Genomic DNA, 14,273 nt, shown 5'->3' on the forward strand with positions numbered 1-14,273 from the left:
ATGCAGCGCGGCCGCGCCTCGCCGGCCTATGCGGGCGGCGTCTTCTCCCCGGCCATGGACGGCCCCACCCATTGCTTCCACCGCTGGGTCGCGCGGCGGCTGATGGCGGCGGCGCCGTCGGCGCTCGCGGCCGAGTAGGAGCGGCGGCTCGGGAGGGCGCCTGGTGACCCGGACCTAGCGCTCGGGCGAGTCTCGGCAGGGCGCTCCCGACCTCAGCACGCGGAAGAGGCCATTAAGGACCCGCCGATCATCCACGCGCGGCAGGCTGCGCGGCTTGCGGGAAGGGATCGGGGCGATCGGCCGCTATCCAGCGTCAGTAAGGGCGTATCGCATGTTTCGGGTCTCTTTCCGGAGCGTCAATCACGCCGAATGGCCCATCTTCAACGTCTGCTTTGCCTCCAGTTGCGGTCATCCGATGCGCGACGCCCATTGGCCGGGAATGACCCACAGCAGTCTTTCCAGGTGTTGGCTGGTCGCAGGACAACCTATGCAAGATTGCAGATGCCATATAGCATAAGAAACATCAGTATTGCGATATGGACGTGGGGGAACCGACATGACCGAAGAGATGAACGAGAAAAACGCTCTAACCGATGGTCAGAAGTGGGCTGTAGCCAAGCTTGTGATCACGATTGCGGTGCCAGTGATCACGGTTTTTGGAGGCGCCCTGTACTTCCTCGCAAATAGTACAGCGCAAAGCGTGGCTTCTACAACAGCGAGCGCCGTTGCGGCAACCAAGGCTGATGAAGTTGCCAAGTCCGTTGCTGACAAAGTTGCGCGCCAAATTGCCGGCGAAGCTGCAAAACAACCGGCAGAGGCCGCCGCGAAAATTATCGCTGAAGCAGCGGCGAGAGAAGTGCGTGATATCGCCCGCGAATTTGCTCGCGACGAGGCGGGAATAGTCGCCCGACAGACTGCAAAAGATGTTGCTGCCGACGCTGGAGCGCGCGCGGCGCGAGAAATTGCTAAGCCCGTCGCCGAAACTGAAGCAGCAATTGCTGCAAAGCGCGTGGCTGAGGAGGTTGCCAGAGATGTAGCCGAGGAAGCGGCACAGCGCGTAGCACAGGATAAGATCGTTGCAGCTCTGGCTTCGGACAAAGGCTTTGTTGAAGATACGGCTAGGGCCGCAGAGCGTTCTCTCGAAAACGCTGTAATAGCATTCGACACAGAATCCAAATGCCCCGAAGGCTGGGACCGTTTTTGGCCTGCAACATCGCGTGTGATCATCGGCGCAGCTGTGTTGGAGGAGATGGCAGAGGTTCCCGCGGGTTTCAGTCAAGATCCAAACGGCAAGCGACTCACACCACGACCACTTCGTGAGGCCTTAGGCGAGGAAAAGGTCGCACTGAAAATCGAAGAGCTGCCTTCTCACCGGCACTTGACCTCGCCAGCTTTGGCCTCGCCTGACCCCGCTGTATTCGAAAGCGCTGATATCAGAAAAATTGAAGAGGAAATGAAAAAGAGAATTGAAATTAGGATGGATGGCGCTAGAGGTAGTGTAGAACGCGTTCCCTATACAAACTTTGCAGGCGGTGTTGAAGCGCACAATAACCTTCCGCCATACATTGGGCTCTATTTCTGCAAGAAGGAAAAAGGATAAGAGCGTAGCTTCCGATTATGGCTATACTTGCCCTTCAGGCGAAGGTGCCGGGATGTCCGCTATTGCTTCAGCTTCGGACCTCTGGGCTTGAGAGGACCGCTCTGCCCCCGTGTCCGGACGTGTGTGACGGCAGCGGGTAACGGGGCAAAGTGACCCTAGGCGGACATGCAAGGCCGTGGCTTCGTGCGCCCCTTTTGGTGAGCCAAACGGATTTTGTAGCTAAATTTACTCAGTTTCCGGCCACCGGACGCGGGGCTGATGGACCGAGTTCGCGTATGAACTGACTAGCGTGAAGAAAGGCTTGTCCGTATTTTTTCTGTGCCGGCGTGATGCCTACTGACAGCGCTTCGCGCACAGGCATCTGTTGAGAATAGGTCAAGATCAGTGTGCCGGGTATCCCATCCGATGGCACCGCCTTGACCCGCGTAATTCCGACATAAAAGAGGCGCCGTTGTTCTTCTAAGTGTTGGGCTCGATCGGCGAGCGTGAGATCGTCGGCAGGCGACCTTGGAAGAAGCCCTTGAACACATCCCGCGATCACGGTGACGGGCGCGCTTAGTCCTTTGCTCTTGTGCAAGCTCATGATCCTCACATCCGCGATCTCGGTGGGGATCTCGGGCTGGCTGATTGCAGTCGAGAGGTCGCGTACAAACTCTTCGCGGTCATCGCCGTCCGTGCCGTCGAGAATTGTGAGCGCCAGTTCACGTACATCACGTGTCGTATCTTGCTCGTCAGCGAAAAGATGATCGACGACGGATTGGAGATCTGGAAGTGCTTCTAAGTCATCCAATGTCTGAACAATTCCGCGAAAAGACTCAAAGATGCGGTTAGTGTGAGGCAATTGTAGGGCACCGCTCTCAAGCTGAGTCATAGCATCCCAAGGCGAGATGCCCGTAACCTCACAGTACTCTCGAACGCGACGATACCCGGCAGCGTGCCAGTTGTTCCCGTTCACGCCGACCAGCCAACGCAGTGCGACGCGATCCTGACGATTTGCGAAAAGCTTCAGCAACGCGAACGCAAACTGGGCGTCGTCGTGGCTCAATTCCGATTCAGCGTAGTACGACTTGGTCGGAACACTGCTCGCTACCAGAGCCTCGTATAGAGGTGTCCCGAAGGCCCGGCTTTGGGCAAGAACCAGGATATCGCCTGGAGGAACACCGTCAGCGATCATCTGGGATACTAGCGCCGTTACGCCCGCAACCTCTTGATCGATTGTTGAGTACTGGATGATCCGAACGTCGCCTACCCCGTTGACAGGCATCGGGTTCAAAGGGCGGGGTACCGGCCGCAAAGCATTATGCCCGATCAAGCTGTTTGCCATCTCAACGACCTTAGTGGGGCAGCGGCGACATTCATCTAGCCCGAGATCGTCAGCACCCGGATTGGCGTAAAGCCATTCGCGAATGCCATCAGGGTGTGCGTGCTTGAAGCTATATATCGACTGATCGTCGTCACCGACGATGCACACGCTTGCTGCGTCGGACAAAAGCTCGATCACGCCTTGCTCCGCGCGGTTCAAGTCTTGGTATTCGTCGACAAGAATGTGGGTGTATTCGCTTCTCTCAGTGGCCGCGGGATTCGAATCCAAATATTGGTGGATCTGAGGGATTACTTCTCCGATCAACATTGCCTCGTGAAATTGGAGCCAAGCGAGGAGATCGGTTTGAAAGGCGGCATCCGCTGCGTCGGGAGCATAACCCGGTTGTTGATGCTGAAGGCGCGCCCAAGCGGCCTCATAGGCCTTCTTTAGTTTCTTCACTGCCTTCTTTCCGCCGTGCGCGCCCATGAGGTCACAGATGAGCGGTTCAAGTTCAAACTCGTTCAGCGGGCGCGGAACTCGACCTGTCGCACCCAGGACATGGTTTCGCATGAGAATCCGGAGCGCGAGACTGTGAAGCGTGACGCCTTCAAGGTCATCACAGCCAGGAACGTCCATTCCGACCAGTTCGCGGTGGAGGTCCTCAGCGGCGACCCGAGTGAAGGTCACTGGCAGTATTACATCTGGATCAACACCGATTTCCAGAAGCCGCGCCACTCGCCGCTGCATAGCGAATGACTTCCCAGTTCCTGGACCTGCTACCACGCGGACGTGAGGATTGGCCGACGACGCAATTCTATATACGGGCGATGCAGGATCAAGACCGTCTGACCAAGCCAAGAATATCTCCTTTCGTATGGTGCCAATTTAGGATAGTTGATTTAGGCATTTTTACTATAGGTAGAGAGTCTGAAAAACCTTTCATCCATTACTGGCTACAATTCGCCGCGCCAGCGGGACGCGCGCGACGTCAGGGTTAGCCCCAAATTCGGACTCGCGGGGCATATGTCCGTTCTTGACGCAAGTGCGGCCGCTGTAATTCCATCTCCGGACGTGCGGTGAGTTTTCATCCAACGGCAAGGCGTGACCCGGAGCCAACCTCTAGTCAATCGCGCACTAACTCCAAAGGCGGTCCTGGATGTCGATGGCTAATTCCTTCATTATTTCCTCGCCCTCATCCTCAAGCTTCTGGCGAGCCTCATTTTTCTTTGGGTACGATTCTTCCTGGAGTTGTAATTGGCGTTCAACAATTGCTTTGAATATCAAGTCATCTATCATTTCAAGTTTTTTGTTTATTTGTGGCAAAAGGAATATTCGGTTTTTCAGTCGAAATATGTGAAACTTTTGTGCAGCGTCTAGAGCATTGGTGGTCATATGCCAGTTTTGGGCGTCCTGGTAGTATCGATTCTTGTCCTTGGCTACTTTAAGCTCGGCTACTTCCCATTTTGGGAGTGAGCTCTCCGAGAGCAACAAGTCCAATTGTGCTTGGTTCATTCGTGAGACATCAGGGAATTTCTGAAGAGGCGAGATAGCAGCCTTCGTTATCCCATGTGCATCCACCAGAAGTGACCATGCTTCGGGAAGCGCATCGTACTCACGTTGGTGTAATTTTACGGTCCGATCCATAAGTTTATTTATCTCGAACCGGATATTCTCCAGCTCCTTCTGCTGAGCATGCTTGTGGACTTCTAAGCGCTCTGCGAATTTCGCCGTCAACCATTTGTCGCTGAAAAGTCTGAAGAGCCAATACGCAACACCAACTATCGACGTTGCCGAGAGAACAATTGCACCGATTGACTTCAAGAGAATCTCGACTGTTTCCAACTCAACCACTCACAGTAGATATATCAAGTCAGATTTGGCACATCCTTAAAGTACCTGACAATAGAAGCTCAGGACCAAAACTGCCAAATTGCTAACGCTAAATGTCCGCCTTTCCCTGTCTTGCAAACTGAAGTAGCGCTTCGATATTTATCCTTCGCTGTTCGGGGTCATATGCGCCAATGAACACTATTGGCTATAAAGCGAAGTTCGACCCATTCCCACTTGATGTGCAGTTTATACCCTGGTTTGGAAATTCCTGACGGATCGCGAGGATCAATCTGATTTGCCCTGGTCGGTCATTAGACTTTGGGACGGTCGTCCTCACTAAAGTGTGCCAGATCGCCAATCGCCATTAGGCGGCCAGGGATGCCATGCGGGATGGTGTTGATGGGCATCGAGTTTTTCCTACGAGGACATTTCTAGCGTGTAGTAACCAGTTTCCGAGTCAAAATCTCTAACTCGGAACCACTGTTGATCAAAGACCCGTAGAACCTGTTTGAATTCGCGTGGTTGTCCGGGTTTCCTATTATTCTTTGCCTCAATTAGAACGACACGAACTAGTCCATCGCAGTTTTCGATAGCATGCTGAATATACTCTGTACGCTCTTTCCAGCCCACCTTATAAGGCGTGGCACCATCATAACTGCATTTCGGCTTCCCGCGATTGAAGTCGTACTCCTCCTTCCAAACTGTCACAGCTACGGTCTTGCCGTCATCACTGATTGCTGCCCAAGCAGTCCTCCGGTTTCTGGATTTCGTGCCGAGTTTCGCGAATGCGTCATGGAAACCCAATTTCTCCGGCATGCCCGTTATTCCGACTTACAATGATTGAACGCCTGACAAACTACCGACATAAGTTCAACCCGAGATTGCCCAGATAGCCTCTCCAACTGGCTGAGAACGGTAGCACAACCGGCCGTGGTAGGCGACTCAGCTGCAGGTCTCTGCTCTCAGGAGCCGGGCCGTGAGCGAAACCCCATAGATCCGGCCTACCATTCTCAAGGAGAACTCGGAGCATCACCGGCTGATAAATATGCGACATACCCATTTTCTCGGTGACGAAGGAGCGAAGCTCCTCGAACGCTTGCTAATCAAGTTGCGACAGACCGGCTCGACATCCGAGGCAATGCTGGTCAACAGCACTCGACGTCTGATGAATTTCTCATCATGGCTAATCTGCGACATGGGCGGTAGCTCCGCCTTAGTCGGATATGCCGCCGGAACCTTGCCGTCGCCGGTCGCGGAGGCAGGGTCCCGAGGGTCGGATCGAGGTTCCGTCGATCGGAGGGGCCGGCGGAGGGCCGCCGAGGGCCGAGCCGTGAGGCGCAAAGCAAAGGGCGGACCGAGATCGGTCCGCCCAGAGCTTTCCAGGAGTCATCGGGTCCGGCCCTGAAGCGCGGGGTCCCGATGGCGCCGACCCGGGGCCTCCGGCCTCGGATCAGGCGAGGTCGAAGCGGTCCAGGTTCATCACCTTGTCCCACGCGGCCACGAAGTCGTCGACGAAGGCCGCCTGGGAGTCGGCGCAGGCGTAGGCTTCGGCGAGGGCGCGGAGCTGCGAGTTGGACCCGAAGATGAGATCGACACGGGTGCCGGTCCACTTGAGGTCGCCCGTCCTGCGGTCGCGGCCCTCGAAGGCGTCCTCCTCGTCGGAGGTCGCCGTCCAGGTGGTGCCCAGGTCGAGCAGGTTGACGAAGAAGTCGTTGCTCAAGGTCTCCACGCGGTCGGTGAAGACGCCATGCTCAGAGCCGCCGACGTTGGCCCCCAGGACGCGCAGGCCGCCGAGGAGCACCGTCATCTCGGGCGCCGTCAGGGTCAGCAACTGGGCCCGGTCGACCAGCAACTCCTCGGCCGAGACCGTGTACTTGGCCTTCTGGTAGTTGCGGAAGCCGTCCGCGATGGGCTCGAGCACGGCGACCGATTCGACGTCGGTCTGGGCCGCCGTGGCGTCGCCACGGCCCGGCGTGAAGGGCACCGTGACGCTGTGACCGGCCTTCTTCGCCGCCGCCTCGACCGCGGCGCAACCGCCGAGGACGATCAGGTCGGCGAGCGAGACCCGCTTGCCGCCGGACTGCGCGGCGTCGAAGTCCTTGCGGATGCCGTCCAAGGTCTCGAGGACCTCGGCCAGCCGGGCCGGCTGATTGACCTCCCAGTCCTTCATCGGCGCGAGGCGGATGCGTGCCCCGTTCGCCCCGCCGCGCATGTCGGAGCCGCGGAAGGTCGCCGCCGACGCCCAGGCGGTCGAGACCAGCTGGGAGATGGACAGGCCGGACTCGAGGATCCTGGCCTTGAGCGCGGCGATGTCGGCGTCGTCGATCAGCTCATGGGTGACCTCGGGGATCGGGTCCTGCCAGATCAGCTCCTCCGCGGGGACCTCCTTGCCGAGATAGCGGGCGCGCGGGCCCATGTCGCGGTGGGTCAGCTTGAACCAGGCCCGGGCGAAGGCGTCCGCGAGCTCTTCCGGGTTCTCGTGGAAGCGCCGCGAGATCGGCTCGTAAATCGGGTCCATCCGCATGGCCATGTCCGCGGTCGTCATCATCGGCGCGTGCCGTTTCGACGGATCGTGGGCGTCCGGCACGGCCTCCGCGCCGGCGCCGTCCTTGGGCACCCACTGATAGGCACCCGCGGGGCTCTTGGTGACCTCCCACTCGTAGCCGAACAGCGTGTCGAAGTAGCTGTTGTCCCACTGGGTCGGGGTCGGGGTCCAGGCCCCTTCGATCCCGCTGGTGATGGTATCGCCGCCCTTGCCACTGCCGTGACGGCTCAGCCAGCCCATGCCCTGGGCCGCGATCGGCGCGCCTTCGGGTTCCGGGCCGACGAGCGCCGGGTCGCCCGCGCCATGGGCCTTGCCGAAGGTGTGGCCGCCCGCGGTGAGCGCGACGGTCTCCTCGTCGTTCATCGCCATGCGCGCGAAGGTCTCGCGGATGTCGCGGCCGGAGGCGATCGGATCCGGGTTGCCGTTCGGCCCTTCCGGGTTGACGTAGATCAGACCCATCTGAACCGCGGCGAGCGGGCTTTCGAGCTCCCGATCGCCGTAATAGCGCTCGTCGCCGAGCCACTCGGTCTCGGGGCCCCAGTAGACGTCCTCTTCCGGCTCCCAGACGTCCGGGCGGCCGCCGGCGAAACCGAAGGTCTTGAAGCCCATCGACTCCAGCGCGCAGTTGCCGGCGAGGATCATCAGGTCGGCCCAGGAGATCTGCTTGCCGTACTTCTGCTTGATAGGCCACAGCAGCAAGCGCGCCTTGTCCAGGTTGCCGTTGTCGGGCCAGCTGTTGAGGGGCGCAAAGCGCTGCTGGCCGGTGCCACCGCCGCCGCGGCCGTCGGAGGTGCGGTAGGTGCCGGCGCTGTGCCAGGCCATCCGGATGAAGAGCGGGCCGTAGTGACCGTAGTCGGCCGGCCACCACTCCTGGGAGGTGGTCATCAAGTCGTAGAGGTCGTTCTTGAGGGCATCCAGGTCCAGCTTCTTGAACTCTTCGGCGTAGTCGAAGCCCTGGCCCATCGGATTGCCCGCAGGGGCGTTCTGGTGCAGCAGCTTCAGGTTCAGCTGGTTAGGCCACCATCTGCGGTTCGACATCGCCCCGTTCGAGGTGGGCAAGCGATGCCCGTGCATCACCGGGCACTTGCCTGCAGCGATCGCGCTCATTTCGTTCACGTTCCTCTCCTTTCGTGGTCCGCCGTGATTTGAAACTCTCTTGGGCAAGCGGCAGCTCGACGCCTCTCTATCCGGTCACCGCGTGAAGGGGATCGCGCCCGCGGAAGGACCCCGATCCCGCGTGCGGCTAGTCGACCGTTACCGTTATGACCTCCGATACGACCGGCGGGTCGTGTGGAATGTGATCCTTGTCAGCCAGCACCAACTGCAGACTGTGCGTGCCGGGTGGCAGGTCCAGCGTGACCTCCGTCTGACCGCCGCCGAAATGGACGTGGTTCTCGTCCGCCGGGATGTTGGCCTCCAGCTCGTCTGCGCCGTCCTCGCCCTGGCCAAAGGGCGGCCGGTTGATGAACAGATGGTGGTGCCCGGTGTTTTCCTTCTCCGTACCGGCGGGCGCCACACCCATGCCGGACAGCCCGAAGACGACCTTCACGGGACTCTCGACCCGATCGCCATCCTTCAGGTTGACGAAATACACCTCGGCACCAGGCGCCGATGGCGTTTCGCCGCCGAAAGCGTTACCGGTTGTCAGAATGACGGCAGCGGCCGCCAGCTTAGCCAGTTTTCCCATTCGTCCGTCCTCTTCCCGATCGGCTGACCGTCCAGCGGCAGGATGCGCCCGCGCCGTGCGGCTGTTCCGCTTGCCGGCCGCCGACGTGGCGCGTGACGGTCTGGCCGACCTCGGCTCGTGATCTACTTCAAAGAGTATGCCGGCGCCTGAAATAAGAAAAATAGTTTAATGCGATATTTTTAATCGTTTTACCTGATTAAACGCGCTAGGCTGCCCGTCGCCCCCACTCAGACGACAGGCCGACATGAACACCCGGGATCTCGAGTATCTGGTCGCCGTCGCCGAGGAACTCCATTTCGGCCGGGCCGCGGAGCGCTGCCATGCCAGCCAGCCGGCCTTGAGCGGTCAGCTGCGGAAACTGGAGGAACGGCTCGGCGTCAAGGTTTTCGAACGGACCAAACGGCACGTCCGGCTGACGGAAATCGGCGACCAGATCGTGGCCAGGGCGAGGGAGGTCCTGCACCACGTCGATGCCATGGAGAAGATCGCGGCCGCGCACAGGGGGCCCTTCGTCGGCCCCTGCGTGATCGGCATGCCGCCGACGATCGGTCCCTACCTCACGCCGCTGCTCCTGCCGGCCATGAAGCACTATCTGCCGGATATTCGCTTGGACCTCGTCGAGGACTTCACCGATCAACTGGAACAGCAGCTGGCGGAGGGCGCCTTGGACATCGCGATCCTCGCGACGAGCCCGACGCGCACGATCCTGTCGGAGATCATACTCTACGACGAGCCTTTCTGGGTGGCGCTGCCCAGCAACCACCCGCTGACGCAGCAGGACGCCGTCGATATCGCGCAGATCGAGCCGCGCGAGCTGCTGCTCCTCGCGGACGGCCATTGCCTGCGGGATCAGATCTACGAGGCGTGCAAGCTGGACAGGACCCGGGCGCTCGGCGATCACGGCCCGAGAACGCAGAAAACCAGCCTGTCGACCATCCTGTCCCTGGTCGGGTCCGGCGACGGCATCACGCTCGTGCCGGCGATGAGCCTGTCAGACGCCTGGGTGACCGACGCGGGCATCTCCGTGCGCCCCGAACGAAGCGGAACGGCCGGGCGGACCGTCCGACTGACCCACCGAAAGGGCTACCCACGAATGGCCTTGGTCGAGAGGCTGGCGGACATCGTCGCCGGAATCGTGCCGAACACGGTCCATCCCTCGAGACGCTAGAGACCTTCCGGGCCGCTCGGGAAAACCGATCGGCCGGATCCGAAGAGGCGGTCTTCAGGGCAAGCGCGGCGCGTGGGCTGGATCCGCTCGCCGAGCCGAGGCTGCCGGTCTGCGCGACGGCCGGCTATTCGCCGATCAGGTGCAGGGCGATCTCGCGGCGCTGCGGCGCGTGGCGGTGCTCGAAGAGGTAGACGCCCTGCCAGGTGCCGAGGGCCAGACGGCCGTCGCGCAGCGGGATCCCGAGATGGGTCTGGGTCAGGGCCGCCTTGATGTGCGCGGGCATGTCGTCCGGCCCCTCGGCGCTGTGGCGGTAGAGCGCGGGATCCTCCGGCACCAGTTTCGCCAGGAAGTCCTCGAGGTCGCGCTGGACATCGGGGTCGGCGTTCTCCTGGATCAGCAAGGAGGCCGAGGTGTGCCGGAGGTAGAGGGTGAGCAGCCCGTCGCCCAGCCCCTGGCGGTCGAGCCAGGCGCCGAGCGGTCCGGTGATCTCGGTCAGACCCTGGCCCCGGGTCTCGACGGTGAGGCTGTCGTGGACCTGGCGCATGGCGGCCGGCTCCCTTCCGACTCGAAGCGGAGGGCAGTATAGCCGGGATCGGGCGCCGGGGCTTCAGGCGCCGGGGCTTCAGGCGACGAGGCGCTCGGCGGGGAAGGTCACGCGCACCGTCGTGCCCTGGCCGACCGCGCTGAAGATCTGGAGGTCGGCATCGTGCAGCCGGGCGAAGGCCTGGGCGGTCGGCAGACCGAGCCCGAGCCCGCTCTGGTCGCTGACGCTGGCCGAGCGGGTCAGGCGCTCGAAGGGCTGCATGACGGCGCGGGCCTCGGCCGGCGACATGCCCGGCCCGCGGTCGGTGATGTCGACCACGATCCGCCGGTCGCCCTGGGGCTCGGCGGCGACGGTCACCGCCGCGCCCTTGGGCGAGGACTTGATCGCGTTGTCGATCAGGTTGACGAAGATCTGTCGGCACTTCAGGGCGTCCAGGCGCATCACCGGCAGCTCGCCGCCGACCTGCTCGATCTCGACCGAGCGCCGGTCCGCGACCCCGTGGCACATTCGGATCGCCTCGCCCAGGGGCTGGCTCAGCGGCACCTCGTCCTCGATCAGCAGGAGCCGATTGCTCTCGGCAGCGGCCAGGTCGAGGATGCCGCTGATGATGCCGAGCAGGTCGCGGCCGCTTTCCAGGATCGCCCGGCTGTACTTCCGATAGCGATCGTTGCCGATCGGCCCGAAGGTCTCCGCGGCCATGACCTCGCTGAAGCCGATGATCGCGTTGAGCGGCGTGCGCAGCTCGTGGCTGGTGGCCGCCAGGAAGGCGGTCTTGGCCTGGTTGGCGCGCACCGATTCCTCCAGGGCCGCCTTGATCGTGGCCTGGGATTCCTTCTCGATGGTCTTGTCGTGCAGGATCGCGCAGCAGCAGACCGTCTGCCCGTCGCTCGCCTTGATCGGTGCCGCGACGACGCCGATCTCCAGATGCTCGCCCTCGGCGGTCGTGACTCCGAGGTCGCCCTTCCAGACCTGCCCGCGCTGCAGCGCCGCGACCACCGAGTCGTAGACCGCCCTGTCGTCTTCCTCGCTGGCCAGCAGCAAGGGCGTCTCGCCCTCCGCCCGGCCCGCCTCGAAGCCGGTGAGCGCGGTGAAGGCGGGGTTGACGTACTCGATCCGCCCGGCCGGATCGGTCATCAGGACCGCCACCGGGCTCTGCTCGACCCCTTCGAAGAACTTGCGCAGCCTTTGGGTCAGCGCCCGGTTGTCCCGGTCCTTCTGGTCCAGGCCCCGAATCATCTTGGCGACCGCCAGCTCGGTCTCGCGCAGCTCGGCCAGGCCCGCGGTCGGCTCCCGGATCGGCGCGAGGTCGCCTCCCAGCACCCGCTGCGCGTGGCCGCGGATCAGGGCCAGGCGCCCGTCGATCACGCGCCAGACCAGGTAGCCCGCTGCGCCCCAGGCGAGCGCCATGGCCGCGGCGGCGAGGCCGAGCCAGACTCCCAGGCTCTGGAACCAGCCGACGAAGAAGGATTGGGGGACGACGATTCCGGCCAACCAGTCCTGGCGCTGGCTCGGAACCGGAAACAGCAGCCCGAGGAAGGATTGCCCGGCGTGACGGAACTGCAGGAAGCGGGGTTCACCGGGACTGATCTTCTCGAGCCGGCTGGCCGACCCGGTCGACGCCTGAAGCGCGCCGCCGAGGTCCGAGGCGGTCGGCAGGCTGAGCGCCTCGCCGTCCGGCTCGATCGTCACCGAGGAGTGGGCGAAGACCTCACCGCCGCCGGTCGTCAGGAAGGCGAAGCCGCCGTCGCCGAGCTCAAGGCCCCTGAGGAAATCCGAGAGCCGGCTCAAGGTCACGTCGGCACCGACGACGCCGACGAGCTCCCGGTTCCTGTCCCGGACCGCGAAGGCCGTGCTGATGCCTGGACGGCGGCTGGAGTAGAAGATGTAGGGGGCGGTCCAGAACACGCTTTCGCTGCGCAGGGCGCCCTCGTACCAGGGCCGGCTTCTGGGGTCGAAGCCCATCTCGACGTCTTCGAGGCTGCCGCCGCTGACCGGGCGGAAGCTCTCGTCGCGCAGGAAGACCGCCTCCTGGCGCTGCTGGTCCTCGATCACGATCCGCCGGAAGAGATAATGCTGCGCCGCTGCTTCGGCCGTCGGGCGGGACACGAAGACGAACTCCCCCTCGGGGTTCGCGAAGAAGGCCCCGGTGATCTGGTCGTTGGTCTTGATGATCTCGAAGAGATAGCGCTCGATCTGCTCGACGTCGCTGACCAAGATGATCTCGCCGCTGGCCAGCCGCTGGGTCAGGGTCGTGGCGTACTCGACGTTGTCGAAGAACTGCCGCGTCTCCTGGGTGAGCAGGTTGGACAGGCCATCCAGGGTCGAGCGCGCCTGCTTGCGCGCCGCGTCTTCGGCGGTCAGCCAGACCGTGACGGTCAGGACGGCGAAGCTGGCCAGCTGTGCGGTGATCAGCCCGCCGAGGATCAGCGATCGAATTGACAGCTTCATCCCCCCGGTCCGCCGGGCTTCAGACGGTGCAGGGCGGTCGGAGGGCGGGCCCGAAGGCGGCCGTGAGAGAAGGGCGCATCGTTCCTGATCCCGGGCGCTCTACATATCTAGAGGAGTATACCTTATAGCATAAGAACGAACGCGCAATACGGAGAGTCCCGCACTATCAGTGGCCTAGAAGACCCGTCTCGGGGCCGGAACCCCGCGACCCCGCAAGATGGTAAAGGAATTGTAAACCTTGGGTCTGGCAGCCTCGCCGGCACGGTCTGGGTGCGAAGCAGCAGAGGCGAGATGACCGACTCCAAAGACCACGCGCCGGAACCGGAGGCCCCGGAATCGAAGGCCCCTAGTTCGGCGCCGCCGAAACCGGAGCCCCCTCGGTCGAAGACGGCGAAGCCCGGTGAAGCCTCCGGCGCGGCCTCGAGACGGCGGTCGCCGATTCCGATCCGCTGGCACCACACGGGCTTCGATCTGACCGTGGCCTCGGTCCAGGCGGCCGTCGCCGCGGTGACCATGGCGATCGCGCTGCTCGGCGCCTTCTTCATCCACGACGAGTACCAGGACCGCCGCCAGGCCCGCATGACCCGGGCCTGGGAGCTGCTCCACAGCACCCGGGAGATCCGCTTCTTCAACTCCGGCCAGATCGAGGCCCTGCAGTCGCTGCACCTCTCGGGCGCCAACCTCCGGCGGGTCAACCTGGAGAGCCGCTATCTGGAAGGCATCGAGCTGCGCGGCGCCGACTTCTACGATGCCCACTTCTCGGCCGCCAACCTGGCCGGGGCGGACCTGCGCGACACGGTGCTGCACGGCGCCCGCATGGACATCGTGAATCTGACCGAGGCGCGCCTCGACGGCGCCGACATGAGCAAGGCGATCCTGAGCCGGGCGCGGCTGATCGACGCCTCGCTGCGCGGGGTCGACCTGACCGAGGCGGTGCTGGCCGGCACGAACCTCAGCGGCGCCAACCTGCGGCGGGCCCGGGGCCTGACCGCCGAGCAGCTGGCCGGGGCCTGTGCCACGCCCGAGCGGCCGCCCGAGCTGCCCGACGGCCTGCCGCCGCCGCCGGCCTGCGAGTAGCAGCCAAGCGAAGGCCGTGATCGCTCCGGGCTTTCAAGATCGGCCCGGCCTTGCTTGACTCCCTGGGTCCC

The 14,273-nt window shown here is 62.6% G+C and carries 10 protein-coding genes and 1 pseudogene; 3 read left to right on the top strand and 8 right to left on the bottom strand.

The features are described from left to right. Positions 1-177: 177 nt before the first annotated feature. Positions 178-297, bottom strand: a pseudogene (locus tag QNJ30_23820) (IS5/IS1182 family transposase). A gap of 259 nt (positions 298-556) precedes the next feature. Between QNJ30_23820 and QNJ30_23825 the strand changes: the two are divergent. After that, positions 557-1,600, top strand: a complete 1,044-nt coding sequence (locus tag QNJ30_23825; protein ID MDJ0946492.1) for a hypothetical protein — start codon at positions 557-559, stop codon at positions 1,598-1,600. Positions 1,601-1,829: 229 nt separating this feature from the next. Here the strand turns inward: QNJ30_23825 and QNJ30_23830 are convergent, their stop codons facing one another. The 5 genes from QNJ30_23830 to QNJ30_23850 form a co-directional block, all read right to left on the bottom strand. Beyond that, entirely contained in the window at positions 1,830-3,761 is a 1,932-nt protein-coding gene (locus QNJ30_23830; GenBank protein ID MDJ0946493.1) for an ATP-dependent helicase, read from the bottom strand. A 276-nt stretch (positions 3,762-4,037) separates the two neighbouring features. Beyond that, the gene (locus tag QNJ30_23835; GenBank protein ID MDJ0946494.1) at positions 4,038-4,745 is read right to left on the bottom strand and encodes a hypothetical protein; all 708 of its coding nucleotides are present in this window, start codon (positions 4,743-4,745) and stop codon (positions 4,038-4,040) included. Between the two features lie 405 nt (positions 4,746-5,150). Further along, positions 5,151-5,549 (bottom strand): hypothetical protein, encoded by a 399-nt coding sequence (locus QNJ30_23840; protein MDJ0946495.1) that lies wholly within the window; start codon positions 5,547-5,549, stop codon positions 5,151-5,153. A gap of 634 nt (positions 5,550-6,183) precedes the next feature. Then, entirely contained in the window at positions 6,184-8,385 is a 2,202-nt protein-coding gene (katG, locus tag QNJ30_23845; GenBank protein ID MDJ0946496.1) for a catalase/peroxidase HPI, read from the bottom strand. 136 nt (positions 8,386-8,521) lie between these two features. Next, positions 8,522-8,965 (bottom strand): DUF4399 domain-containing protein, encoded by a 444-nt coding sequence (locus tag QNJ30_23850; GenBank protein MDJ0946497.1) that lies wholly within the window; start codon positions 8,963-8,965, stop codon positions 8,522-8,524. Between the two features lie 244 nt (positions 8,966-9,209). Here QNJ30_23850 and QNJ30_23855 point away from each other — a divergent pair, with 244 nt between their 5' ends. Next, positions 9,210-10,133, top strand: a complete 924-nt coding sequence (locus QNJ30_23855; protein ID MDJ0946498.1) for a LysR substrate-binding domain-containing protein — start codon at positions 9,210-9,212, stop codon at positions 10,131-10,133. Positions 10,134-10,257: 124 nt separating this feature from the next. Here the strand turns inward: QNJ30_23855 and QNJ30_23860 are convergent, their stop codons facing one another. Continuing rightward, entirely contained in the window at positions 10,258-10,677 is a 420-nt protein-coding gene (locus tag QNJ30_23860; protein MDJ0946499.1) for a secondary thiamine-phosphate synthase enzyme YjbQ, read from the bottom strand. A 78-nt stretch (positions 10,678-10,755) separates the two neighbouring features. Then, positions 10,756-13,125, bottom strand: coding sequence for a cache domain-containing protein (locus tag QNJ30_23865; GenBank protein MDJ0946500.1), 2,370 nt, complete (start codon positions 13,123-13,125; stop codon positions 10,756-10,758). Positions 13,126-13,416: 291 nt separating this feature from the next. Here QNJ30_23865 and QNJ30_23870 point away from each other — a divergent pair, with 291 nt between their 5' ends. After that, positions 13,417-14,202, top strand: a complete 786-nt coding sequence (locus QNJ30_23870) for a pentapeptide repeat-containing protein (protein MDJ0946501.1) — start codon at positions 13,417-13,419, stop codon at positions 14,200-14,202. The last annotated feature ends 71 nt before the right edge of the window (positions 14,203-14,273 follow it).

Source organism: Kiloniellales bacterium (genome assembly GCA_030066685.1).
In the GTDB taxonomy this organism is placed as follows: domain Bacteria; phylum Pseudomonadota; class Alphaproteobacteria; order Kiloniellales; family JAKSBE01; genus JAKSBE01.